This window comes from Malaciobacter marinus (assembly GCF_003544855.1).
Lineage (GTDB): Bacteria > Campylobacterota > Campylobacteria > Campylobacterales > Arcobacteraceae > Malaciobacter > Malaciobacter marinus.
Window position 1 is genome coordinate 2,067,182 of the sequence record NZ_CP032101.1, and the last position, 26,829, is coordinate 2,094,010.

General features: G+C 30.1%; 20 protein-coding genes, 2 tRNA genes and 3 rRNA genes. 2 read left to right on the forward strand and 23 right to left on the reverse strand.

The window, feature by feature from the left end:
• Positions 1-12: 12 nt before the first annotated feature.
• Both AMRN_RS10040 and ribA read right to left on the reverse strand, forming a co-directional pair.
• On the reverse strand, positions 13-2,154 hold the full coding sequence (locus AMRN_RS10040) for a methyl-accepting chemotaxis protein (RefSeq protein WP_165772845.1): 2,142 nt from the start codon (positions 2,152-2,154) through the stop codon (positions 13-15).
• 66 nt (positions 2,155-2,220) lie between these two features.
• The gene (ribA, locus tag AMRN_RS10045; RefSeq protein WP_099311362.1) at positions 2,221-2,796 is read right to left on the reverse strand and encodes a GTP cyclohydrolase II; all 576 of its coding nucleotides are present in this window, start codon (positions 2,794-2,796) and stop codon (positions 2,221-2,223) included.
• 170 nt (positions 2,797-2,966) lie between these two features.
• On the opposite strand from ribA, the gene AMRN_RS10050 reads away from it, so the two are divergent.
• Entirely contained in the window at positions 2,967-3,164 is a 198-nt protein-coding gene (locus AMRN_RS10050) for an SHOCT domain-containing protein (protein WP_099311363.1), read from the forward strand.
• Here AMRN_RS10050 and dbpA read toward each other — a convergent pair whose 3' ends face one another.
• Positions 3,165-4,535, reverse strand: coding sequence for an ATP-dependent RNA helicase DbpA (gene dbpA, locus AMRN_RS10055; RefSeq protein ID WP_322862115.1), 1,371 nt, complete (start codon positions 4,533-4,535; stop codon positions 3,165-3,167).
• A gap of 149 nt (positions 4,536-4,684) precedes the next feature.
• Between dbpA and AMRN_RS10060 the strand changes: the two genes are divergently transcribed.
• Entirely contained in the window at positions 4,685-7,045 is a 2,361-nt protein-coding gene (locus AMRN_RS10060; protein ID WP_099311365.1) for a methyl-accepting chemotaxis protein, read from the forward strand.
• A gap of 34 nt (positions 7,046-7,079) precedes the next feature.
• On the opposite strand, the gene AMRN_RS10065 is transcribed toward AMRN_RS10060, so the two are convergent.
• The 20 genes from AMRN_RS10065 to atpG form a co-directional block, all read right to left on the reverse strand.
• Complete coding sequence (locus AMRN_RS10065) at positions 7,080-9,452, reverse strand: AAA family ATPase (protein ID WP_228150832.1); 2,373 nt, start codon at positions 9,450-9,452, stop codon at positions 7,080-7,082.
• Positions 9,436-10,551 (reverse strand): metallophosphoesterase family protein, encoded by a 1,116-nt coding sequence (locus AMRN_RS10070; RefSeq protein WP_099311366.1) that lies wholly within the window; start codon positions 10,549-10,551, stop codon positions 9,436-9,438. The genes AMRN_RS10065 and AMRN_RS10070 overlap by 17 nt, the downstream gene beginning before the upstream one ends.
• A 170-nt stretch (positions 10,552-10,721) precedes the next feature.
• The gene (locus AMRN_RS10075) at positions 10,722-11,258 is read right to left on the reverse strand and encodes a hypothetical protein (RefSeq protein WP_099311367.1); all 537 of its coding nucleotides are present in this window, start codon (positions 11,256-11,258) and stop codon (positions 10,722-10,724) included.
• Positions 11,259-11,508: 250 nt separating this feature from the next.
• Positions 11,509-11,624, reverse strand: a 5S ribosomal RNA gene (gene rrf / locus AMRN_RS10080).
• A gap of 117 nt (positions 11,625-11,741) precedes the next feature.
• Positions 11,742-14,663: ribosomal RNA gene (locus AMRN_RS10085) — 23S ribosomal RNA — on the reverse strand.
• 234 nt (positions 14,664-14,897) lie between these two features.
• A tRNA-Ala gene (locus tag AMRN_RS10090) sits at positions 14,898-14,973 on the reverse strand.
• Between the two features lie 36 nt (positions 14,974-15,009).
• Positions 15,010-15,086 (reverse strand) — tRNA-Ile (locus AMRN_RS10095).
• An 87-nt stretch (positions 15,087-15,173) separates the two neighbouring features.
• Positions 15,174-16,688: ribosomal RNA gene (locus AMRN_RS10100) — 16S ribosomal RNA — on the reverse strand.
• The 16S, 23S and 5S rRNA genes sit together here with 2 tRNA genes alongside, the layout of an rRNA operon.
• 423 nt (positions 16,689-17,111) lie before the next feature.
• Positions 17,112-17,807 carry a 5'-methylthioadenosine/adenosylhomocysteine nucleosidase gene (locus AMRN_RS10105; RefSeq protein WP_099310021.1) on the reverse strand — a complete coding sequence of 232 codons (696 nt, stop codon included), beginning with the start codon at positions 17,805-17,807 and terminating at the stop codon, positions 17,112-17,114.
• Positions 17,800-18,732: an ACP S-malonyltransferase gene (gene fabD / locus AMRN_RS10110; protein WP_099310020.1), complete on the reverse strand. Its 933-nt coding sequence runs from the start codon at positions 18,730-18,732 to the stop codon at positions 17,800-17,802. The genes AMRN_RS10105 and fabD overlap by 8 nt, the downstream gene beginning before the upstream one ends.
• 129 nt (positions 18,733-18,861) lie before the next feature.
• Positions 18,862-19,431, reverse strand: a complete 570-nt coding sequence (locus AMRN_RS10115; RefSeq protein WP_409454887.1) for an FKBP-type peptidyl-prolyl cis-trans isomerase — start codon at positions 19,429-19,431, stop codon at positions 18,862-18,864.
• A 16-nt stretch (positions 19,432-19,447) separates the two neighbouring features.
• Entirely contained in the window at positions 19,448-20,395 is a 948-nt protein-coding gene (locus AMRN_RS10120) for a tetratricopeptide repeat protein (protein WP_228150779.1), read from the reverse strand.
• A 48-nt stretch (positions 20,396-20,443) separates the two neighbouring features.
• On the reverse strand, positions 20,444-21,016 hold the full coding sequence (locus AMRN_RS10125; RefSeq protein WP_099310018.1) for an OmpA family protein: 573 nt from the start codon (positions 21,014-21,016) through the stop codon (positions 20,444-20,446).
• Between the two features lie 116 nt (positions 21,017-21,132).
• The gene (tolB, locus tag AMRN_RS10130; RefSeq protein ID WP_099310017.1) at positions 21,133-22,401 is read right to left on the reverse strand and encodes a Tol-Pal system protein TolB; all 1,269 of its coding nucleotides are present in this window, start codon (positions 22,399-22,401) and stop codon (positions 21,133-21,135) included.
• 5 nt (positions 22,402-22,406) lie between these two features.
• Entirely contained in the window at positions 22,407-23,162 is a 756-nt protein-coding gene (locus AMRN_RS10135) for an energy transducer TonB (RefSeq protein ID WP_099310016.1), read from the reverse strand.
• Positions 23,163-23,169: 7 nt separating this feature from the next.
• Complete coding sequence (locus AMRN_RS10140) at positions 23,170-23,559, reverse strand: biopolymer transporter ExbD (RefSeq protein WP_099310015.1); 390 nt, start codon at positions 23,557-23,559, stop codon at positions 23,170-23,172.
• 3 nt (positions 23,560-23,562) lie between these two features.
• Positions 23,563-24,123, reverse strand: coding sequence for a MotA/TolQ/ExbB proton channel family protein (locus AMRN_RS10145; RefSeq protein WP_099310014.1), 561 nt, complete (start codon positions 24,121-24,123; stop codon positions 23,563-23,565).
• A gap of 9 nt (positions 24,124-24,132) precedes the next feature.
• A complete protein-coding gene (gene atpC / locus AMRN_RS10150) occupies positions 24,133-24,510 on the reverse strand; it encodes an ATP synthase F1 subunit epsilon (RefSeq protein WP_079579721.1) in 378 nt (125 codons plus the stop codon).
• 9 nt (positions 24,511-24,519) lie between these two features.
• Complete coding sequence (gene atpD / locus AMRN_RS10155; RefSeq protein ID WP_099310013.1) at positions 24,520-25,920, reverse strand: F0F1 ATP synthase subunit beta; 1,401 nt, start codon at positions 25,918-25,920, stop codon at positions 24,520-24,522.
• A gap of 18 nt (positions 25,921-25,938) precedes the next feature.
• Complete coding sequence (atpG, locus tag AMRN_RS10160) at positions 25,939-26,826, reverse strand: ATP synthase F1 subunit gamma (RefSeq protein WP_099310012.1); 888 nt, start codon at positions 26,824-26,826, stop codon at positions 25,939-25,941.
• Between the last annotated feature and the right edge of the window lie 3 nt (positions 26,827-26,829).

The window sequence follows — 26,829 nt, forward strand, 5'->3', positions numbered from 1 at the left end:
CATTTTTTAAGTCTAGTAAATGTTTTTTGCTACTATTTCATCTTTTCCTTCAAAAAGTTTATCATCTGTTGCTTTTAATGCTTTGATTGCTAATTTATTTGTTTTTTGTGCAATAATATTTGTATTTTCTGCTGTTTTTGCATTTTTTTGTGTATTTACATCTAATTCTGACATTGTTGAATTAATTTGAACCATAACTTCACTCTGTTCTTTTGATGTTTTTGAAACATTTTCAACTAATTTTGTTGTTTCAGATATTTTTAATTCAAGTTTTTCAAAACCTTTAATCATTTCATTACTAATAGTTTTACCATCACTTGTTTTTAAAGTTGCATTTTGAACTAATTCTTTAATCTCTTTAGCAGCTTGTGCACTTCTACTAGCTAGGTTTCGTACTTCTTGAGCAACAACTGCAAAGCCTTTTCCAGCTTCACCAGCAGTTGCAGCTTCTACTGCTGCATTTAATGAAAGTATATTTGTTTGAAATGATATTTGATCTATTACACTTATGGCTTCATTTATATTAGTTACTGTTTCATTTATATCTTCCATGGATTCAACTGTTTTTGATGCCATGCTTTTACCACTTAAAGCTGCTTGTTTAGTTTCATTTGAGATTTTTGACATTTTAATTGATTGTCTTGTTGTATTTTCGATATTTGTAGTAACTTCTTCTATTGCAGCAGCTGTTTCTTCTAAACTTGCAGCTTGTTGAGTTGAAATTTGTGATAATGTTTTTACATATTGTGTTAAAGAATTAGAATCATTTTCCAAATAAACTCCAGTTTTTCTACTATCTTTTAACATTTGAGTTATTGTATGCCCTACACTGTTTACATCTTGTGCTAATTTTTCCATACTTCCTTGCATTTTAGAAGAATCTACAAACTTAGTATAATCATAATCTCTATAACTTCCAAGAACATTCATTATAGTTAAAATATTTTGTCTCATATTTTCTAACATTTGATTAATCACATCTTTTAATTCATTTAATGTTTCATTATTTGAACTAACAGATATTTTCTTACTTAAATGTCCTTGTTTTATCATATTTGCAACACTTGTAGTATCTGCAATTAATTCTGATTCTTTTTTTATATTCTCTTTTGTATTTTCAATATTTTCATTAATAATCTTAGCCATACTTCCAAATTCATCTTTTGAATTAATTTTTATAAGTTCAACGCTTTTATTCTGATGATTATTTAAAAAATTGAAAAATCCAACTAATCCTTTATGAAATTTGCTAATATTAAAAACAACTTGATTAGCAATATAATAAGAAGAAAAAAGACAAAGTATTATCATCACAGAAGCTAAAATAAAAGCAAAAGTTTTAAGTTTATTAACCTTTTCTTTGGATTGAGTTAAAACTTCATTTACAGCTGTTTTAAGTATTGCTTCACTTTTTAAAACAATATCTTTCATATCTTTTAAAAGTCCTTCATTATTTGAAAGTCCCTTAATCTCTTCAGCTTGAACCAATGCTAAAAAATCTTCTCTATATTTTTTTAAGCTTGAATATATTTGTTTTTTTTGTTCTTTATTAATATGTGTTTTATTACTTCTTACAACAAATCTTAATTTTCTAATTGTTAAATTAAATTTATCTACATAAGATTTATCTTTTCTTAGCATAAAATCTTTTTCATGTCGTCGTAATTCAAGAAGTTTAACATTCATGGTTTGGTAACCCACCTCATCACCAATTTTTTGAACTTTATGAACTGTATGCCTTAAACTTCCATATAATCCATCTTTATGGTTTAAACCTATCTCTTTTTGTTTACTTACTACTTTTTCAAAAATAGTTTTATACTTTTGTAATGATTCTAAAAATTTATCAATTTGCTTTGTACTAATTGAATTTGATACAAGCAAACTATTAAGATTGTTTGAATGAGTAACTAATTCCTTATAATCTTTTAATAATTCTGTTGCAAAATTTATATTTAAACTATTTAAAAAATTTTTCTCATTAATTCTTAGTTTTAGCATTTTTGATTGAAGAATTTCTATATCTTGGGAAGCTTTATTAATATTACTTACATTTGAAATTGCTAAAAACATCAACATAGTAATAGCAACAAGGCCAAACACTGCTATTATTGTTGATATTGATAGCTTTAATTTAACAGAAAGATTTTTCATTTTTTTCCTTGACATTAATATTGGCAGATTTTGCCAAAATAATGTTACAAGTTGATTACAATATAATCATAAAAAATGCCCAAAATACTCCTTCTTTGTATTTAAATAATTTTCATTGTATATATTTGATTCTGTTATTGCTGGTATTCTTTGGCTAATTTTTACACCTAAAGATTCAACATACTCTATTTTCTTAGGATTATTTGTTATTAATTTTATTGATTTAATATTTAAATCTTTAAAAATAAAATCAACAACACTATAATCTCTTTCATCTTCTTTAAATCCAAGTTCTAAATTTGCTTGAACAGTATCCCTACCTTTATCTTGCAAAGCATAAGCATTTACTTTATTTAATAAACCAATATTTCTACCTTCTTGCCTATGGTAAATAATTAGTCCACCTTTTTCACCTATAAATTTCAATGCTAACTCAAGTTGATTTTGACAATCACATTTTAAACTACCTAAGGTATCCCCTGTCAAGCATTCTGAATGTATTCTTACATAAGGAGACTCTATTTGTTCAAAATCTTCTGACATAATTACAAGATGTTCTTGATTTTCTTGTTTATAAGCTTTTATTCTAAATTTTCCATGTTTACTAGGTAAATTTGCTATATTTGATGTTTTTATATTCATAATAATCTTCTTTATATTTATAATAGTTTTTTTGAATTATATAACTTTTTTCTTAAGTGCAACTAAGTTGCATAATTAATATTTTATTCTTTAGTTTAAAGTTTTTTGTTAATATATCAAATACACAAGATTTTTAGATAGTTAGTATATAATTAAAAAAAGGATTATTAATGTATGCACACGGTTTTATGCATTCAAGTTATTATTTAGCTTTGTTTTTTATTTTCTTAGTGATATTTATTATTATTTTTTCAAAAAAAAGAAAAAATAAACAAAAAAATTTAGAAAAACTAAAACAAAGATATATAAAAGGTGAAATAAGCAAAGAAGAGTATGAAGATTTAAAAAAATCAAGCTATAAAAAGTAATTACCTTTTATAGACTTGATATTTTTTACCTTTGATTTTATTGTTATTCAATTCTTTTAAAACTTTTAATTCATACTCTTTTTTTATTGCAACATAAGAATGAAATGTAAAAATATCAATATTACCAATATCCTCACTTTTTAAACCTACTTGATGAATCAATGCACCAACAATATCTCCAGCTCTTAATTTATTTTTTTTACCACCATTAATATATAAAGTTCTATATTCAGGTATTAAATTATAAGATAAATCATCTTCTAAATTTTGTATTGAACTAAATTCAATATCATTATAAAGCTCTTTTATTTCTTCAATTTCATATTCATTAGTATATAAAGTAATAGCTTTACCCTTTGCTTGTGCTCTTGCAGTTCTTCCAATTCTATGAGTATGAACTTTTTCATCTTTTGCTACATCATAATTTATAACTAAATCAATATCATCAATATTCAACCCCCTTGAAGCAACATCTGTTGCAATCATAATAGGATAAGATTTATTTGAAAAAAGTACAACAGTTTCATCTCTTTGCTTTTGATCCAAATCACTATTTAAAACAACACAATCAAATCCCAATTCAAATATTTCATCTGCTAACTCTTCACAAGTTACTTTTCTATTACAAAAAATCAAAACAGAACTTGCTTTATTTGATGAAATTAAAGAAGGAATAAGTGAAGTTTTTGAAGCTTGAGTAATCTTATAAAAAGCTTGAGTAATTTTTTGATTAGAGTGTATATCTTCATCTTGTATAAATACTGGATTATTTAAAATATCTTTTGCTAAAACTTTTATATTTTCTTCAAAAGTTGCAGAAAATAATGAAGTCTGTCTATTATCTTTTGGCAATTCATTAACTATTGAAATCACATCTTCATAAAATCCCATATCAAGCATTTTGTCAGCTTCATCTAAAACTAATGTCTTAATATTTTCTAACTCTATATTATTTTCACTAATATGTTTTAATAATCTTCCAGGAGTTCCAACTACAATATGTGCTTTATGCTTTAATGAAGCTGCTTGTGGCTTAAAAGGAACTCCTCCACATAAAGTTAAAACTTTTACATTATGAATATGCCTACAAAGTTTTTTAATCTCTTGTGCAACTTGATTTGCTAGTTCTCTTGTTGGGCAAATCACCATTGATTGAATTGTAAACTTTTTTACTTCTAACTTTTCAACAAGAGGAATACTAAAAGATATGGTTTTTCCACTACCTGTTTTTGCTTGTGCTATTACATCACTATTATTAAGTAATAAAGGAAGAGTTTTTTCTTGAATTTTAGTCATATTTTTAAACTCTAAAGAGTTAAGATTTTCTAAAAGTTCTTTAGAAATATTAAGAGAATTAAATGTTGAGATAATGAAACCTTTTTAATTAGTATTATAACATATTTTATAAAATAATAAACAAATACTTTAAAAAGCTATTAAGCAATATTTATATAATCTAATTAATAATAAATAAAGAAGTAAAATGAGAGAAAAAAATAAGTGTCAAAAAAGGGGTTACAATGCTTTCTAAAATGTCGATAAAGCAAAAGCTTATATTAATAATGTCAATACCTTTATGCGTAGTTATTCTACTAGCAGCAAAATTAGGTTATGACTCATATAAATATAATGACAATTTAAAACAACTAGATAAAGTCATTATTTTATCTACAAAAATTGGTGCGTTAGTACATGAAACTCAAAAAGAAAGAGGTATGACAGCTGGTTATTTAGGGAGTAAAGGAACAAAGTTTGAAAATAAGCTTCCAAGCCAACGAAACTTAACAAATAATAGATTAGAAGAGATAAAAACTTTTTTATCAAATTTTAACAAAAATAACTACTCGCAAGAATTTAGAAGTAATCTTGAAAATAGTTTACAAAATCTTACAAGATTATCAAAGATTAGATCAGAAGTTACAAATTTACAAATAAAAACTTCTGATGCAATAGGCTATTATACAAATACAAATGCAATGCTTTTAAATACTATTAGTAGTATTACAAAACTTTCAAGTAATGCCAAAGTTTCACAAGATTTGATTGCATACATGAACTTTTTACTTTCAAAAGAAAGAGCAGGAATTGAAAGAGCTGTTGGTACAAATACTTTTGCAAGGGACAATTTTGGACCTAAAATGAAAGCAAAGTTTTATAATCTTATTGCAGCACAAAACTCTTACATGGATTCATTTTTAAAAGTTTCTGACACCTTAGCAAAAAATTTTTACACACAAACTGTAAGAGGAAAAGCTATTGAAGAAGTAAACAAAATGAGAGATATTGCACTTTATAGTCAAAAAGATTCAAATTTTGGAGTAGATGCAGCATATTGGTTTGATACAATCACTGATAAAATAAATTTATTAAAAAAAGTAGAAAATTTTTTAGCTGAACATTTAATTGAAACAATTGATAAAGAGATGAATGATGCTAGATTTGAGATGATTCTTTTTGGAATATTAAGTGCCATAGGTGTTATGTTAACTCTAATTTTAGCAAGAACTATTGCATTTACAATATTAATAGATGTTGATTTAGTAAGAAAAGGTTTGACAGACTTTTTTGCCTTTATTAACTTTGAAAAAGATGATATTAATTTAGAGATTGTTGATTCAAAAGATGAGTTAGGAATGATGTCTAAACTTATTAATGAAAACATTAATAAAACAAAAGCAAATATCCAAGCTGATAAAAGATTAATTGCAAATACTATTGAAGTTGCAAATAAGATTAATAAAGGTCATTTGGATACAAGAATTTCTGAAGATTCAAATAATCCTGCTTTAAGTGAATTAAAAGATATTATAAATCAAATGCTTGAAACGTTAAATTCTAACTTTGAAAATATTATGACAGTTCTTAATTCTTATTCAAAATTAGATTTTAAACCAAAACTTGAAGATAATAACCTTGAGGGTATAATAAAAGAACTTGAGGATGATGTAAATATTTTAAGAGATGTGATTACAGAAACATTAGTGGAAAATAAAAAAACAGGCTTAGTTCTTAATCAAAGTGCAAATACACTAACTTTAAACATGGATCAAATTGCAAATGCTGCAAATAGTCAAGCAACATCACTTGAAGAAACAGCTGCAAGCTTAGAAGAGATAACATCAAATATCAAAAATAATACAGAAACAACTGTTCAAATGGCTAGTTATGGTGAAAAAGTTAAATACTCTGTATCATCAGGAAGAGAGTTAGCAAATAGCACAGCTAACTCTATGGAAGATATAAATAATCAAACTAATGCAATTACAGAAGCAATTACAGTAATTGATCAAATCTCATTTCAAACAAATATCCTTTCATTAAATGCAGCTGTTGAAGCTTCAACAGCAGGTGAAGCTGGAAAAGGCTTTGCAGTTGTTGCTCAAGAAGTAAGAAATCTTGCAAATAGAAGTGCAGAAGCAGCAAAACAAATTAAAGATTTAGTTGAACAAGCACAACAAAAAACAACTGAAGGTAAAAAAGTTGCTGATAATATGATTACAGGGTATGAAGAATTAAATGAAAATATTAATAAAACTTTAGACTTAATAGACAATGTTACAATTGCTAGTAAAGAACAATCAACAGGTATGATTCAAATAAATGATGTAGTAAATAACTTAGATAAAATAACACAAGAGAATGCACAAAATGCTTCACAAGCTGATGTTATTGCTAAAAAAACCCTTGAAATATCAAATATGATTATCGAACATGCAGATGCAAAAGATTTTGATGGAAAAAATAGTATCACAATAGAAAAAGAAGAAAACAGAACAAATCATAACTTTCAAAATAAAAAAAACTCTAAAGTAAAAAAGAGAATAAAAAGTGATAATAATTTTTCAGATAATACATCAAATGATGATTGGGAAAGTTTCTAATACTTTTTCTTTTATAGAAGTAGATTATCTACTTCTATACTTCAATTAATCTTTCAAACATCTCTTTAATTTCTGTTTCATGACTGATTAAAAATATCTGTCTATATTGTTCTTTTATTGTATGAAAGGCCTCAAGTATTTCTAGTCTTCTAGTTTCATCTTGACTTCCAAAAACTTCATCAAATGCTAAAAATCCAATTTGAGAGCTTCCATTTAATTCCATTAAAGTTTTTGAAATAGCAATTCTTAAAACTAAATTTGCTAAATCAACCTCTCCACCACTAAATCTTTCAATTGGGTATTTTTTACCATCATCATAAATATAAAAATCAAAATCATTTGAAACTTCTATAAATTGATATTTTCCTTTTGTAATTTTAGAATACATAATTGATGCAATCTGAGATATTTTTGGAGCAATTTTTGAATTAATATTTGTTTTAAACTCAGCCATTGATAGTTTTAATTTTGTATAATCATTTAAATCTTCAATCTTAACCTGAAGTTTTATTTTTTGCTCTTCATTCTCTTTTAATCTGTTATTTATACTATTTATCTCACCATTAATTTTTGATTCTTGAAGTTTTTTATTATAAAGTAATTCTGTTAAATCATCTTTTTTTCTAAGAGTTTCATCTAAATTTTTTTTCAACAAAATATGAGTATTCTCATCATATAATATCTCTTTTTCATCATTTTTCAATTGACTTATTTTTAAAACTAAAGATTCTTTTTCTTTTACTGCTTCTTTTAAAGAGATGAGTAATTTATTTTCACCTTGCAATTGTGCTTCTAAACTTATTAAATATTCATATTCAACTTTTAAATTTTGAAACTTTTCAATCATATCTTCATGTAGTTTTTTATCATATACATACTCTTGAAGTTTTTCAATAGCTTCGTTATTTCCTTTTCCTCTTGTTTCTATATCATTTAAATATGATTTACTTTTTAATAAATCTTTTTTTCTTTCGTTTAAAATATTTAATTTTGAATGAATATCTTTCTCTTTTAATACAGTTTTATCATACTCATCTTGTTTTATTTCAATTCTTTTATTTAATTCTTCTAATTTAGATTCATAAATATAAATATTTTTTTCATAAGTTTTTTCTATTAGCTCATACAATGAATTTAAAACCTTATCATAATCATCTAATAGTTCTCTAGTACAAGTAGGACACTTAGAGTTTTTACCTAAACTTTGAATAGTTTGAATCTTTGATTTAGTATCTTTAATTAGATTTTGTTCTCCTGCTATTTTATCCCTAAGCTCTCGTTCATCAATCTTTTTATCTTGTAGCTGTTTTTGATACAACTTTATTTTATCTTTTAGCTCTTTTTGTTCTAATTGCACAGAATTAACATTTACTATTTCTTCTTCTAAAAACTTAATCTCATCTTTTTGTTTTTTATATGCAAGTCTTAACTCATCTCTTTCTTTTATAAGTCCGATTTTTTTTAAATATTTTTCTTTTAAATCATCTTGTTGTTTTAAGTTATTTACTATTTTTTCATACTCATTTTTCACAATTTTTTTTATTTTATACTCTTCTTTTTTTGCTTCTAATTGAGTTTTTTGAGTTTGCAGTTCATTTATATTTTTTATTGTTGATTCTAATTTTGATTCATAAAGTTTAATTTTATTTTGATAATCATTTTTTTGTTCTTTTATCTTCTCAAAACGAATTAGCTGTTCTTTAATTGATTTCTCTTCATCTATAAGTTTTTGTTTTTGTTCTTCTCTTAAGTTGATTTTCTCTTTTAGTATTTTTAATGACTCTTGATAACTTTTAATATGTGTTTCATATTCATCTACTTGCTCAATATTTAATAAAAAAGAAGAAAAACTCTTTATCTCTTTGTTTAAATCTGAAATGCTTTCTTTTAAAAATTTCTCAATTTGATCAATTTTTTCTAATCCTAAAAGCTTTCTTATCATCTTTTTACGATGTTCATTATCTAAACTACTAAGACTTGTTAACTCTTTTTGTGAAGCAAATAGTGTATTTAAAAACGCATCTTTTGTCATTTTAGTCATATTAATAATATACCTAGTTACATCTTTTGCACCATTTACAATTAATTCATTATTTTTATAAAGTTTTGCAATTGCATTTAAATTTTTTCCTCTAAACTCTCTTACTACCTTATAATCAAGATTATCAAACTCAAATTCAAGTAAAACAATTAATTCATCTTTACTATTTGCTCTTACATTTTTAACAAGTTCTTTTGAACCTTTTGATTTAAGCTCCCCATACAATGCAAATAATATTGCTTCAAAAACAGTTGATTTTCCACTTCCATTTTTTCCAATTATTCCAGTAAGGCCATCATAAAAGTCTATTTCAAAATTTTTATATTTCTTGAAGTTTTTCAAACTAAGTTTAGTTAATATCATCATAACTTTCCTCATACTTAGCAAAAAGTTCATCTGATTTAAATTTCAATCTTTCATATTCATCTTTTGCACAATACTCTTCTAAAAACTCTGTAAAATACTCTTTTAAAGATATTGCTTGTATATCATCAACTTTGAAATCTTCTTCTTTTATAAACTCTCTTTTGACAACAACTTGTAAACAATTTGTAAAATACTCTTTAATTTGATGATTTGATATATCTATTGATTTTAAAGCTGTCAAATTATTAATAACAACTTGTATAATTGCTCCATTAAGATTTGATTTATCAATTGAACTTAATTCTTTTTCAAAATTATTTCCATCAATTTCAAAACTATAAAAAGGCCTAATTGAAATATGTTTAAAATTAACTTCTAAACTATTATTTAGATTTACTAAAATATATCCCTTGTTGTTTCTTTTATCATTTAAAGAAGTCCTTTCACTACTTCCACTATAAAATACATTCTCATATTTTCCAACTTTTGAAAATCCATGCCAATGTCCAAGGGCTACATAATCCATTTTCTCAAAAATATACTCTTTATCTTTAGGGTAAACAAACTCTCCAAACTCACTCATTAAATATGAAGCTCCAACACTACAATGTAACATCATAATATTTTTTTTATAATTGTTAATAGAAGATTCTAACTTATCAAGTTCATTATAAATACCACTTTCCTCATTTAAATGAGGAATAGTATGAAATACAATATTATCAAATTCAAAAGTTTCATATTTAGATGAGTAAGCACAGTAAATATTACTAAAATTATCAAATATTGAAAGAATTGGTTTTGATGTTACAGTTCTTGGAGTAGAATGATTTCCTGCAATTAAAATAATAGGTATATTCAAACTATTTAAATACGCAAATTTATCTAGGGCAAATGCAATTGCCCTATTACTTGGACTACTTCTATGAAATAAATCTCCTGTATGAATAATATAATCAGGTTTAATCTTAATAATACTTTGAACTATATCATCAAATGCTTTATAAAAATCAACTTCACGCTGATTTATACCATCACTATTTAAAATATCTAAATCATTAAAACCTAAATGAGTATCACTAAAATGTATAATCTTCAAAATTTATCCATTCATTATAAAATTAGAGTAAAAAGTCACAATAATTTTACTTATTAAAAATATAATATACCTTTTAAATCAAAAGGTGTGTTATGTTAAGTTTTTCAGCTTTATTAGTAATAGTTATTGGACTATACCTAGCTTTAATAGCAACATTGCTTATATAAGTATTATTTCAATAAATAAGGCAAATCTCTTTTTAGACTGTCAAGTAAACCTTCATTTAAAAATAGTTTTGCATACTTCTTATTTTGATTTTTATAAGCATATGCACAAACATATCTATTCTTTTGAATAATAGAAATAGCATGTTCTAAATTTACTTTATTCTCTTCATTTGAATTATAGTATTTATACATCTGTTCTAAGGGCTTTTCAAAATTAGTATCTTTTAAAAATACAATACTTTCATCTAAAAACTCAATAACATTTTCTTTTCCAGATTTTATATTACAAAATGCAGCTTTCACATCATCCATCATTACATCAAATTTATAACCTGCTAAAAGCAATTTTTTTACATTTTCTATATCATTTTCTTGAAAATAATATTGTAATAGAAGTTTACAATAATGATTTAACAAATCCTCTTCTTCATTTGCTAGTTCATCTAATACAATATCAACATCTTTAATCTTATCATTTTTAATAAATTCATTATGAAATATTCCTATTTGACCAATTATTTCATGTAGCCTATCACTCATTATTTTTCCTTATTAAATATCCTTTATTATATCTACTATATTTTAATATGATGTTAATTAGACAAAGAAACTGCCTGGCTTCTAATAAGAAACAATAATAAAAAAGTAAAAAGGTAAACCAGCAAGGATAATAAAAATAAGAAGGTAAAAAATATAGGATAAAAAAGGCAAAAACGAAGGCAAAAAAAAAAGCCCATAACTAAGATAACTGAAAAAAGTTAAAATAGATAAGGGCTTAAAAAAACTCAAGAGCTGGCAGAGGCCTACGTTTCCACACCTGAAAGGTGCAGTATTATCAGCGCAGAAGTGCTTGACTTCCAGGTTCGGTATGGATCTGGGTATTTCCACTTCGCTATATCCACCAGCAATATGAGTATACAATGAATTTTATTATTCACTCTATACTCATATTTTGAGTATATTAATGTTAAAGTCTCTTTGAACACAACTTTAGTAAACTTAATAAGATAGTAAACCAAGTATAATAATAAGCCGAACGATCTATTAGTACTAGTCAGCTAAACATATTTCTATGCTTACACATCTAGCCTATCAACCAGTTAGTCTTACTGGGATCTTCAGGGAAAGTTCATCTTGAAGTTGGCTTCGAGCTTAGATGCTTTCAGCTCTTATCTCATCCGTACGTAGCTACCCAACGATGCTCTTGGCAGAACAATTGGTACACCAGTGGTACGTTCATCCCGGTCCTCTCGTACTAGGGACAAATCTTCTCAACTTTCCTACGCCCACGGAAGATAGGGACCGAACTGTCTCACGACGTTCTGAACCCAGCTCGCGTACCGCTTTAAATGGCGAACAGCCATACCCTTGGGACCTGCTCCAGCCCCAGGATGCGATGAGCCGACATCGAGGTGCCAAACCTCCCCGTCGATGTGAGCTCTTGGGGGAGATCAGCCTGTTATCCCCGGCGTACCTTTTATCCTTTGAGCGATGGCCCTTCCACTCAGAACCACCGGATCACTATGACCGACTTTCGTCTCTGCTCGAGTTGTCTCTCTCACAGTCAAGCTAGTTTATGCCATTATACTCATCAGGCGATTTCCATCCGCCTTGAACTAACCTTTGTAAGCCTCCGTTACTTTTTAGGAGGCGACCGCCCCAGTCAAACTACCCACCAGACATTGTCCTGATACAAGTTTATTGTACGCAGTTAGTAACTCAAATATTCAAGGGTGGTATCTCAAGGGTGGCTCATACTCTACTTGCGTCTAGTAATCAAAGCCTCCCACCTATCCTGCACATGAATATCCAAGCTACAGTGTCAAGCTGTAGTAAAGGTGCACGGGGTCTTTCCGTCTTTCCGCGGGTAGGAGGAATTTTCACCTCCACTACAATTTCACTGGATCCCTGGTTGAGACAGCTCCCATCTCGTTACGCCATTCATGCAGGTCGGTATTTAACCGACAAGGAATTTCGCTACCTTAGGACCGTTATAGTTACGGCCGCCGTTTACTCGGGCTTCGATCAAATGCTTCGCTTACGCTTACATCATCAATTAACCTTCGAGCACCGGGCAGGCGTCACACCTTATACATCCACTTACGTGTTAGCAAAGTGCTGTGTTTTTGGTAAACAGTCGGGAGGGACTCTTTGTTGCAACCTCTTTAGCTTTTGAGAGTAAATCTCTATACCAAAGTAGGCACACCTTATACCGAAGATACGGTGCTAGTTTGCAGAGTTCCTTAACCAGGGTTCTTCCACGCGCCTTAGAATACTCATCCCACCTACCTGTGTCGGTTTGCGGTACGGGCAACAATTAATATACTTAGTGGCTTTTCTTGGCACGACAGTATCATCGATTCTAAACGCTCTCCGAAGAGATTGTTCAGCCTGTTAGATCTCGGTCTCGTGATACCCGGATTTACCTAAGTATCAACCTACGTCCTTCGACCCACTATTCCATCAGTGAGCTCGATTAACTCTATGCGTCCCCACATCGCGCTTAATTGTTGGTATTGGAATATTAACCAATTTTCCATCGTCTACCCCTTTCGGACTCGACTTAGGACCCGACTAACCCTACGATGACGAGCATCGCGTAGGAAACCTTGGGTTTTCGGCGTTAAGGATTCTCACCTTAATTATCGCTACTCATGCCTGCATGCTCACTTCTATCCGCTCCACTGCTCCTTACCGGTACAGCTTCGACGCTGAATAGAACGCTCTCCTACCACTCATAATAAATTATGAATCTAAAGCTTCGGTGTACATCTTAGCCCCGTTATATTTTCCGCGCAGAATCACTAGACCAGTGAGCTGTTACGCTTTCTTTAAAGGATGGCTGCTTCTAAGCCAACCTCCTGGTTGTCACAGTAACTCCACATCGTTTTCCACTTAGATGTAACTTTGGGACCTTAGCTGTTAGTCTGGGTTGTTCCCCTCTCGACATAGGATTTTATCACCCTACGCCTGACTCCCTAGCTTGCACATGTAGTATTCGAAGTTTGATAGGGTTTGGTACCGCGGTAAGCAGCCCTAGCCCATTCAGTGCTCTACCCCTACATGCTACTACTAGAGGCTATACCTAAATATATTTCGGAGAGAACCAGCTATCACGAAGTTTGATTGGCCTTTCACCCCTATCCACAGGTCATCCGGGGGCTTTTCAACGCCCATCGGTTCGGTCCTCCACTGGCTCTTACACCAGCTTCAACCTGCCCATGGATAGATCACTTCGTTTCGGGTCTGCAGCATCTGACTATTTCGCCTTTTAAGACTCGCTTTCGCTACGGCTTCGTACTTGACTTAACCTTGCCAGATACCACAACTCGCAGGCTCATTATGCAAAAGGCAGTCCATCACCCTGTGAATAAATTCACATAGGGCTCTGAATGATTGTAAGCTAATGGTTTCAGGTTCTATTTCACTCTCCTCGCTGGAGTACTTTTCACCTTTCCCTCACGGTACTTGTTCACTATCGATCTGTAAGTAGTATTTAGGGTTGGAGGGTGGTCCCCCCGGATTCAGACAAAATATCACGTGTTCCGTCCTACTCAGGATACCATTAGAGCTATTGATAATTTTGTATACAGGAGTTTCACCTTCTTTGCTATACCTTTCCAGATATCTCTACTATTATCTTTAGTCTCATATTATGGTCCTTCAACCCCCTATGCAAGCATAGGGTTTGCCCTGCTCCCATTTCGCTCGCCGCTACTTTGGGAATCTCTTTTGATTTCTCTTCCTATGGTTACTGAGATGTTTCACTTCACCACGTTAGCCCCCATTGCTGGGTAATATATATCTCTATATACTGGGTTGTCCCATTCGGATATTCACGAATCAATGCTTCTTGACAGCTCCTCGTGACTTTTCGCAGTCTAGTACGTCCTTCTTCGCCTCTTACAGTCTAGGCATCCACCATTAGCCCTTAATAGCTTATTTTTTTAATTAGATCTTACTCTAACCTTTTTTGATAATTATTCCTTGGCTACTATCTTATTAAATTTAATAAAATAGTTGTGTTCTTCTTCTTTTCTTGAAATTGCTTTCTTTTCTTAGAAAAATTTTTGACTTTAACATTATATTTTTAAATAACTCTTTAATCTTCTCATCTCTGAAAAAATTAAATATAAATTCAATCTTCGTTGAACTTATATTTAACTTCTTCTTATTTGTTGGTGGAGAATAGCGGGATCGAACCGCTGACCTCCTGCGTGCAAGGCAGGCGCTCTCCCAGCTGAGCTAATTCCCCAACTTTTTAATCTCTTCTTTTAAGATTATTTAATCATGGTGGGCCTACCAGGACTTGAACCTGGGACCTCACGATTATCAGTCGAGCGCTCTAGCCAGCTGAGCTATAGGCCCTCTCACCTATCTTTTAAATAACCTTTATAAACTGAATATATATTGACTTTTTGATTAAGAGTTTTGACTCTCTTAATCTTTTCTCTGAAAGGAGGTGATCCAACCGCAGGTTCTCCTACGGTTACCTTGTTACGACTTCACCCCAGTCGCTAATTCCACTGTGGAGGGTAGCTATCTTAGCATCCCCGCTTCGAGTGAAATCAACTCCCATGGTGTGACGGGCGGTGAGTACAAGACCCGGGAACGTATTCACCGTAGCATTGCTGATCTACGATTACTAGCGATTCCAACTTCATGTAGTCGAGTTGCAGACTACAATCCGAACTGGGAGGTATTTTTTAGATTTGCTCCACATCACTGTATCGCTGCTCTTTGTATACCCCATTGTAGCACGTGTGTAGCCCTGGTCGTAAGGGCCATGATGACTTGACGTCGTCCTCACCTTCCTCCTACTTGCGTAGGCAGTCTCATTAGAGTTCTCACCCGAAGTGTTAGCAACTAATGACGAGGGTTGCGCTCGTTGCGGGACTTAACCCAACATCTCACGACACGAGCTGACGACAGCCGTGCAGCACCTGTATATAAGTTTCTGCAAGCAGACACCCATCTATCTCTAAATGGTTCTTACTATGTCAAGACCAGGTAAGGTTCTTCGCGTATCGTCGAATTAAACCACATGCTCCACCGCTTGTGCGGGTCCCCGTCTATTCCTTTGAGTTTTAATCTTGCGACCGTACTCCCCAGGCGGTACACTTAATGTGTTAACTGCATTACTGCTATGTCGAGCATAGCAACAACTAGTGTACATCGTTTAGGGCGTGGACTACCAGGGTATCTAATCCTGTTTGCTCCCCACGCTTTCGCGTCTCAGCGTCAGTTATGTTCCAGTAGATCGCCTTCGCAATCGGTATTCCTTCTGATCTCTACGGATTTTACCCCTACACCAGAAATTCCATCTACCTCTCCCATACTCTAGATAGACAGTTTCAAAAGCAGTTCAATAGTTAAGCTATTGGATTTCACTTCTGACTTATCTATCCGCCTACACGCTCTTTACGCCCAGTGATTCCGAGTAACGCTTGCACCCTCCGTATTACCGCGGCTGCTGGCACGGAGTTAGCCGGTGCTTATTCATATAATACCGTCATTATCTTCTTATATAAAAGGAGTTTACGCACCGAAATGTGTCATCCTCCACGCGGCGTTGCTGCATCAGGGTTTCCCCCATTGTGCAATATTCCCCACTGCTGCCTCCCGTAGGAGTCTGGACCGTGTCTCAGTTCCAGTGTGACTGATCATCCTCTCAAACCAGTTAAGCGTCATTGACTTGGTGAGCCATTACCTCACCAACTATCTGATACTGTACAGGCCGATCTTCAAGCTATAAATATTTCCCTTTCATACTTTTGTATTAAAGGCATATGGGGTCTTAGCAGACGTTTCCATCTGTTATCCCCCTCTTGAAGGCACGTTACCTATATATTACTCACCCGTGCGCCACTTAGCTGACAGATTAGCAAGCTAATCCCGTTCTCGTTCGACTTGCATGTGTTAAGCACGCCGCCAGCGTTCACTCTGAGCCAGGATCAAACTCTCCATAAAGTGTTTGTTCTCTGACTAATTATGTATTTCTATACAAAATTAATTACTCATTGTTTTATCATACTTTTTTGTATGATATTATAGACGAAGAATTTGTATTCTTCTTTTTTTTCTTGTCATATATATATTCAGTTTATAAAAGTTACTTCTCTTACAAACTTACTTTGTGTTAAAGAACTCAATCCCTTCTTCAGCTCTCAATCTCTTGTTTGCCTCAGCGAATTTGGACGGGAATTATAGACAAATTCTTTCCCTTTGTCAAGGGTTTAGTCTTAATTTTGGCTTAAATTTTTGAGGTTTTACCTATATTTTTTGCTTTCTCTATATTTTATGGGGTTTATTTATAGTATGATAGTTTTTTATTGTTAGTAATTAAGTATTTTTAAGATAAAAAGAGAGAAGTTAGACTTCTTTCTTTTTAATTTATTTATTTAGTTTTTTAGCTATTTTTAAAATATAATCAGCTGAAATTTGTGCACTAGATTTTAAAAATTCATCAAAATCAAAATTTGCTTCCATATCTGCACTATCAGAAATTGATCTTAAAATAAAAAATGGAATATTTAATGAATCACATATAACAGCAACACTAGCACCTTCCATTTCAAGTGCATCAGCTTTAAATGTATTTTGAATAAAATCTTTTCTTTCATTAGAGTGAACAAATTGATCTCCTGTTGCTATAGTTCCTTCTATAACTTTTAAAGAGTTCTCTTCTGCAACTTCTTTAGCTACATTTCTTAGTTCTTGTGAAGTTTCAACAAAAACTTTTCCTCCTGGAACAAAACCATGTGGATGTCCAAAAGCTGTAATATCTAAATCATGTTGGCAAAGTTTATCAGCAATTATAAGATCACCAATTTTTAGTTGATTATTTACAGCACCTGCAACACCAGAAAAAAGTAGTGTATCACAAGAAAATTTCTCTATCATAGTAGTTGCAGTTAAACTTGCAAACACTTTTCCTATTTTTGAGTGTGCTATTACAATATCTAATCCATCTAATGAAACTTCGTAATATTTATTATCTGCATATTCTGTAACTTTAATATCTTCAAAGTTTGCTAAAAGAGGTTCAATCTCTTCTTGCATAGCGCCCATTATTGCTAATTTATTCATTTAATTCCTCTATAGTTTTTTCTAAAGAACTCATATCACTTACATTTAGAGTTGCTTTTTTTGTAATTTTTCTATTTAAACCTTTTAAAACAATTCCATTACCAAATTCAATAAATAGATCTACATCTGATTCTTTTGATAAAATAGAATGTTTGTATTTAACAGGATTGATTAATTGCTCTGACAATAAATCTATTGCCTCTTCTTTTGTATTATAAGCTTGTGCCGTAACATTTGAAATAGTATCAACAGTAAAAGTATCTAATAAAAATTCATCTAAATATGGTCTCAAGTTTTCAACTGCACTTTCCAATAACTCACAATGACTTGCAACTGACATATCAAGTACAATAGCTCTTTTTGCTCCAGCTTCTTTAAAAGTATCAATTAAACTTTCTAAATCATCTTTTAACCCAGCAAGAACCAATTGTCCATCCATATTATAATTAGCTGGCCAAACTTTTAAACCATTTTTTCTTTGATTTTCACATATTTCTTCAACTTGTTCATCATCTAAACCTACAAGTGCCATCATTCCAGCACCAGCACCTGCGCATGCATCATTCATAAATTTTCCTCTTTTATGAACTAATTCAATTGCATCTAAATAATCAATTGCACCAGCACTTACTAATGCTGAAAATTCACCTAATGAATGTCCAAGTACAAATTCAGGTTTAATATTACATTTATCTTTAAAAATTGCATTTGCAATTGATGAAACTAATAATATAGCTGGTTGAGTATATTCAGTTTTACTTAACATCTCATTCTCTTCAAAAAGCAATTCTTCAAAGTTTATACCTAATCTTTCACTTGCTTTTGATATCATCTCTTTTGCTATATCGTTATTATCAAAAAAATCTTTTCCCATTCCAATTTTTTGACTTCCTTGACCTGGAAAAATAAAAGCAACTTTTTTCATATTTTTACCTTATTTTAAATTTAACTCTAGTTTAAAACTATTTTTTAAAAGTAAGTATTACTTCTAAAAAATAGTTTTGCCCAAAAGTGAAACACTTTTGGGCAAATAATTCTTAATATAAAAAGGGGTTTAGTGACAACCGCAACCACCACCTGATTGACCTTGTGGCTCAGAACTACAACAACCACCTTCAGAACCATGATCATGGTGTCCACCACCACAACAACCGCCACCCATAGCAGCCATTCCACCAACAACACCAGTTTCCATTTCTTCATCAGTAGCATCTCTTAAAGAAACAATAGAAACTGAGAACATTAAGCTTTTTCCAGCCATTGGATGATTGTAATCAATTGTAACTTCATCATCTGTAAATGATTTAACAGTTACTTGTACAGTTTCTCCATTTTCTCCTGTACCATAAAGACTCATACCTTCTTGTAACTCAATACCAGCAAATTGTTCTTTTGGTAATGTTTGTGCAGCTTCATCATTATATTCACCATATGCTTCTTTTGGTTCAACTAATACATCAGCTTCATCATTTAATTTCATTTCAACTAATTTTTCTTCTAATCCAGGAATTATTTGACCTTTTCCTGAAACGAATTCTAATGGAGCAGCTCCAACGTTTGTATCTAAATGCTCACCTGTATTTGCATCTTTTAATGAATATTCTATTCCTATAACTTTTGACATAATTTCTCCTATAAATTTATAATTTTGATATATTTTTAGTCGCTGTTTTTGCTTCTTTTGAACTTGGATAAACATCTATTAATGTACTGTAAAATTTAGTAGCATTTTTATAGTCTTTAATGTTTTCAAAAGATATAGCACTATGTAGCAACAACCTTGGCATCCAAGAAGCTTTATCATATAAAACTGCCGATTTTTTGAAATAATCAATTGCCTTTTCATATTTATCCCTGTAATACCACATCTCACCAAGATAGTAGTTTGCTTCTGCAGGTTTAAAGTTCAATTCAGCTAATTCTTCAAAAATTGGTATCGCTTTTGTAAAATAGTCTTTCTTGAATAACTCTTTTGCTTCATTAAGCATCTCTTCTTTTTGCGCGTATGATAACTTTTTTGTTTTAGTAGTTGATTTTGTTTTTACACTAGTTTTTTTACCTAAAGTTTTTTTAAATGCATTAAATTCTTCAACAGTTATAAACTGTTTCATATTTTTTTTCATTTCGGTAAATGATACATATTCTTTATTTATTTTAATTAATTGCTTTGATAACTTATCCATCGCTTCTTTTAAAGTAGCTAGGTTTTTTCTATTTTCTGAAGAAATTTCTTCTTGCATTGTTAGTAATTGATTTGTAACATTTTTCAAATTTTCAATGTCAGTAGTATTTTTTGAAGTAATATTCTTTATTTCTTCTATTTGTTTTACTATTTTATTTAATTTAATAACTGTTTTATTTAATTTTTGTGAATCACCTTCATAAATAGACTCTAGTCCATCTATTCGTTCACTTACAGTTTCTAAAGTTGTTTTCACACCTTTAAACTTAGTATCTATTTTTCCTAATTCATTCTTATTTTTTAAGATATATTTTTCTGTAGAATTCAAACCATATGGTTCATTTGAATTTAAATCTCCAGCTCCAAATACTGAGACTTCATTAGCAAAAGCTAGTGAAGTCAGCATTATCGTTAGGGTAATTTTTTTCATGTTTTATAATACTAATCAAGTCAATTATGGTAAAAGCTTATGTTCAGCTCTTCTATTCTTTTGCCAACAATTTTTATTTTTTTCATTACAAACTGGATTACTCTCACCAAAACTTACAAGAGAAATTGAATCTTCATTTATACCTTCTGAAATAAGTGCATCTTTTGTAGCCTTAGCTCTTTTTAAACCTAATGCATAGTTATATTCATCAGTTCCCCACTCATCGCAGTTACCTTCAATTTTTATTTTAGTAGTTTCTTTAATACCTGAAAGTTTTTGAGCATTATCTTTTGCTTTTTCAATCATATTTGAATCTAATTTATATTTATCAAATCCAAAATAAATATTTTCAATAAAAACTTTTTCTCCATTAATCATGTAATAATAACCATTTTCAGCTTTTTCAGCTAATGTATCATTTGAAACTTCTTCTTGAATATTACTATTATCAATATTATCTAAAGTTGCTTCAGAGTTATTAATTTCACTTTGGTTCTCTTGGCTTGCAGAACTTCCATCCATTTCAACATTTTTTTGACTACAACCAGTAAATAAAACTGCTGCAATTAAAAAAGAGTAAATACCAATCTTTTTCATAACATTTCCCTTATTTAAAATTTAATTGATTTTACAAAAATAAAACTTAATTATAAATTACAATAATTACATATAATATATACTATATATATATTATATAGTTTTATTAAAACTTATTACCAATCAATTGATTGTATTTTTCCACTTCTTAATGCAAATGTAAATGATTTTTCATAATTTAATCTAATAATACCTAAATAACTTTTTCCATTAATAGTTTTTGTATGTAAAATTGACTCTCCATCTGATGAAAATTTTGGAAATTGGTTAACACCTGTTGCTGTTAATCTTCTTAATGAATCACTTTTTGTTGATACCAAATATAAATTAAATGTTCTTAAACCAAATTCATTTGCTTTATCTCTACTTGAATAAACAACATAATTTTTATGTGTAGTAACTGCTGAATTATTAGTTCCATGATAAACTAATCTTTGAACACCTCTTTGTCCAATTTTTTTAGCAAAAATATTTGGATAATTTAACCTGTCAGATACAAAAACTATTTTAGTATCATTTTCAACAAAATGTGCACCAACATCGATTCCTTTATATCTAGTTAATCTCTGTTTTGTTCTTGTTTTTGTATTAAATAAATAAATATCAGCTTGACCATAAGGAGATGCAGTTACTAATACTTTAGATTCATCACTACTAATATCAGAAGCAATAACCATTCCCTCACTTTTCATTATCGTTTCTTTCTTACCTGTATAAAGATTTGCTTTTACTAATGTTGGAACACTGTTAATATATGTTGTATAATAATAACTATCTTGCTTTTTACTAGCCCACTTAGGGAAAATATTTAATCCTCCACTAACTATTCTTTTTTGATATGTCAATGTATAATCACCAATATAAATATCAGCTTTTTTTGATTCTTTGTACACTGAAAAAATAACAAATTTATCCATCCAATCAATTGATGGAGCGTTTAAGTATTTGTTAATTGATATTGCTACTCTATGTGATAAAAAAGGATATCTATTTTCTTGTTTTGTTGAGAATGTTTTATTTAAAACTAATGATTTACTATTTATATCAAAAAGTTTAGTATTTAATATAAATCCACCAAAACCACTGATTTGTGAATCAATATTTAAATATAAATCAACTCCTTCTTTTTGAAGTTTATATAAGTCAGGTCTTTGATTATAGTTTGTTTTTACATTGCTAGAAAGTACTTCAAAATGTCCACTAACTTTTAAATCTTTTTCTATTACTCTTTTAATTTTAGATAAAAAATTAATATCATTACTATTTTCAGAAATAGAAATAACAATTTTGGGTAAACTTTTAGATTTTTTTACAATCTCTAATTTTGCATCAACTGCAAATGCAATATTAAAAAAACATAATAGTACAACTATCATTTTTTTCATGTCAATTATCCTTTAGATTTAAATGTTACCTCAATATTTGTTTTAGAACCTTTTTTATGAGGTGGGTATAAAAGAGTTTTTTGCTGTTGTAAAAACTCTTTTAAAAGAGTATCAAATTTTTCATTAGTAGAATATTTTAAAAATTTATAATCAAAAACTCCATCATTGGAAATTATAACTAAAACCTTGGCTTCTAAACCATCTTCTATTAGTATTGGGTTCCATCTTTGTGCTAGTATTTCATATATTTTAGAATAATAAGGGTCATTAGCGTGATTAGAAGAAGTAGAAATTGATAAACTTCTTTTTTCTGCTTTTACCTCACCTAACATATTAGATACATTTAAATCACTATTCGTTCTTTTTTCTCTTTCAAATTTTGATCTAAATCTACTTGATACATTTGATGATTTTACATTATTCACTTCTTTTTTTACAACTTTTTTTTCTTTCGTTTTAACATTTGCAAAAAGTGATTTCAAATCTGATTTTTGTTCTGAACTTTTAGATGTTGATTTTTTAATAATTTTTTCTTGGGTTTTTTTCTCAATTTTCATTTTAGGTTTATTTTTTACCTTACTATCAGCTAAAACTACATCTAATCTAAATACTGTAGCTTTTTTAGATGAATCAAATATTTTAGCATTATTTGAGTCTAAATAAAGTAAAAAAAGGACAAATACAAAAATATAAATAAATAAAGCTAAAAGGCCAGATAAATAAAAATTACCTTTATCATAATCTGAAAAATAGTTAATCATTTAAATCCTAACCATCAGTTATAAGTGAAACTTTAAAAAAACCAGCTTCTTTTATTGTTCTTAAAACAAAAATTATATCATCATATACTAAAGTTTTATCAGCTCTTATATGAATTGGAGTATTTCTGTCTTTAGACTTTGCATACAAAATAAAACTATCTGCAAAATCATTTATATCGTATTTATTTTTATTTACTTTAACTTCTCTATTTTCATTTATAAAAACTGTGATTTTTTTTACATTTTGAACTTGTACTGATTTACTTCCACTAGGAAGATTAATCTGTTCTTCAAATTCTAGTACTGGTGCTGTAACCATAAGTATTGCTAAAAGAACTAGCATAATATCAACTAGTGGAGTAATATTTAAATCAGGCTTTTGGTTAAAATCATACATTTATTAACCTTTTGCTATTAAAATTTCAGCTTGTGCCTTTATATAAGTATTTAGTTCATAAACTTTTCTTACTAATATTTGATGAAAAGTATATGCAAAAATAGCAACAAATATACCAGCAGCAGTTGCTACTAAAGCTTCACTAATAGCTGGTGCTATAATTGAAAAACCAACTTTTGAATGACTAGAAAATTTTGCAAATGACTCTAAAATACCAACAACTGTTCCAAATAAACCAACAAATGGAGCAGTAGAAGAGATAATTGAAAGCCAAGAGATTCCAAAACTAGCATCTTTAATTATTGATATTTCACAAGCTTTTAATATATGTTTTGAAGTTGAACCATTTGAACATTTATATAAAGAAGACAGCGGATTTACTGTTGTATTTCGTGATGTTAAAGACTCTAATGATTTTTTTTCATTTACAATAAATGAATTTAATGAAAGAAGTCTATATATAAAAATCCAAAAAACTGTTACTAAATAAATAGATAGCAGCACTAACACAAGAATTGCGATAGCGCTACTATTACTTAGATAATCTAATATCGTGTCAATCATAAGATATTTCTACGCAAATGAATTGATTTTTGCTTCAACTGAAGCAAGCGAAACATTTGAGTCTTTAACAGAACTCACTAAATCTTTGGCTGCTTCAATATTTTTAGCAATATTAGAGTCTTCACCTTGTGTTAATGCAATAGCACCATCTGCTAATACATCAACTGTACTTTCACTTACTTTAACGTGTCCCCAATTTATAGCAACAGCCTCAGTAGAATTTGCTTTTTCAATAACAATTACACCAACTGTTAAAGAAGAAACTAATAATGAGTGACCTGGTAAAACACCAAACTCTCCCTCTTTTCCAGGAAGAGTTACAGTTTTAACGTCATCATTAAAGATTTCTCCATTTGGTGTAACTATTGATAATCTAATTGTCTCCATAGGCTAACCTTATTTTGATTTCATTTCCTCAGCTTTTGCTAAAGCTTCATCCATTCCACCAACCATATAGAATGCCATTTCAGGAACATCGTCGTACTTACCATCTAAGATACCTTTGAATCCTTCAATTGTATCTTTAAGTTCAACATATTTACCTGGGCTTCCTGTAAATACTTCAGCAACGAAGAATGGTTGAGATAAGAATTTTTCAATTTTTCTTGCTCTATCAACTACAAGTTTATCAGCTTCAGATAATTCATCCATACCTAAAATTGCAATAATATCTTGTAAGTCTTTATATTTTTGTAATACTGATTGAACACCTCTTGCTGTTGCATAGTGTTCTTCACCTAATACATCTGCACTTAAAATTCTTGATGTAGAATCTAATGGATCAACTGCTGGATAAATACCTTTTTCTGCAATTTTTCTGTTAAGTACTGTTGTTGCATCTAAGTGAGCAAAAACTGAAGCAGGAGCTGGGTCAGTTAAGTCATCCGCTGGTACATAAACTGCTTGAACAGAAGTAATAGAACCTTTAGAAGTAGAAGTAATTCTCTCTTGTAAAGCACCCATTTCTCTTGCTAATGTTGGTTGGTAACCAACAGCAGATGGAATTCTTCCAAGTAGTGCTGACATTTCAGAACCAGCTTGTGCAAATCTAAAGATATTATCAACGAACATTAATACATCTAGACCTTTTTCATCTCTGAAGTATTCTGCCATTGTAAGACCAGTTAATGCAATTCTATTTCTTGCACCTGGAGGCTCACTCATTTGACCATAACATAATGCAACTTTGTCAAGTACATTAGAGTCTTTCATTTCATAGTAAAGGTCATTACCTTCTCTTGTTCTTTCACCTACACCTGCAAATACAGAGTAACCTGAATGTTTAAATGCAACGTTGTGAATAAGTTCCATAATAATAACTGTTTTACCAACACCAGCACCACCAAATAGTCCAACTTTACCACCTTTTGAGTATGGTGCAAGTAAGTCAACTACTTTAATACCAGTTTCAAACATTTCTGTTTTAGTAGATTGTTCTTCAAAAGTTGGTGCAGCTCTGTGAATAGACCATCTTTCAGCATCTTCAGCAATTGCTTCACCTTCATCAACTGGATCACCAATTACATTAAAGATTCTACCAAGAACAGGCTCACCAACTGGAACCTTAATTGGTCCACCAGTAGCAATACACTCTTGTCCTCTTTTTAAACCTTCTGTCATATCCATAGCAATAGTTCTAACTCTGCTATCGCCAATGTGTGCAGCAACTTCTAATACTAATCTATCATGGTCTGCATCAGAGAAAACAACGTCAATTGCTTCATTGATTTCCGGTAAATATCCGTCGAACTCAACGTCAACAACCGGACCCATTACCTGAATAATTTTACCTTTCATACGGGTAGCTCCTTTATCTTATTTTAATGATTCAACACCACTGATAATTTCTATCAGCTCTGTTGTAATTGCAGCTTGTCTAGCTTTGTTATATTCAACTGTTAAAGTATCAACTCTTTCTTTTGCATTATTAGTTGCAGCTTCCATTGCTTGCATTCTTGCAGAATGTTCAGCTGCTAAAGAGTCAATTAATGAATAATACATATTAAAATCTAAGTATTTTGCTGTTAATTCATTTAATACTTCTTCATCATCATCAGGTTCAATATAAAGCATAGAGTTATCTTCTTCTTTAGTTTCAACATCTTCTAAACTAATAGGTAAAAGATCTCTTACTCTTAACTCTTGAGTTAACATATTTAAAAACCCATTATAAACTAAAATTACTTTTTCTGTAATTCCATTGTTAAAATCTTCTACAGCTTCACCAATGAATTCAGAAGCTCTGTCATAATCTGGGGCTGAAGATAAATCTGAAACTTTTTGAGTTAATTCAATACCTTGAAAAGAGAAAAAATCAATTCCCTTTCTTCCAGCAACTCTTAATCTTACTTTTGCACCCTTATTTTCATAATCAGCTTTGATTTTATTAACAGTCTTAATTGTCGCCATATTAAAACCACCGCAAAGACCTTTATCAGCAGTAACAAAAACAATATCTACTGTTTTTGGATTGTCATTAGGAATAAATGCTTTATCAACATTATCATCTTCATGAACTTTGCTAACTCGATTTGCGATATCAGAAAGAACATCATTTATCTTATTTGCATAACTTCTAGCTTGAGCAGATAACTGTCTAGTTCTAGTAAGTTTTGCAGAAGATACAAGCTTCATAGCTTTAGTTGTCTTCTGAGTATTCTTTACACTACCGATTTTTAGTTTAATCTCTTTTAAGTTAGCCATATG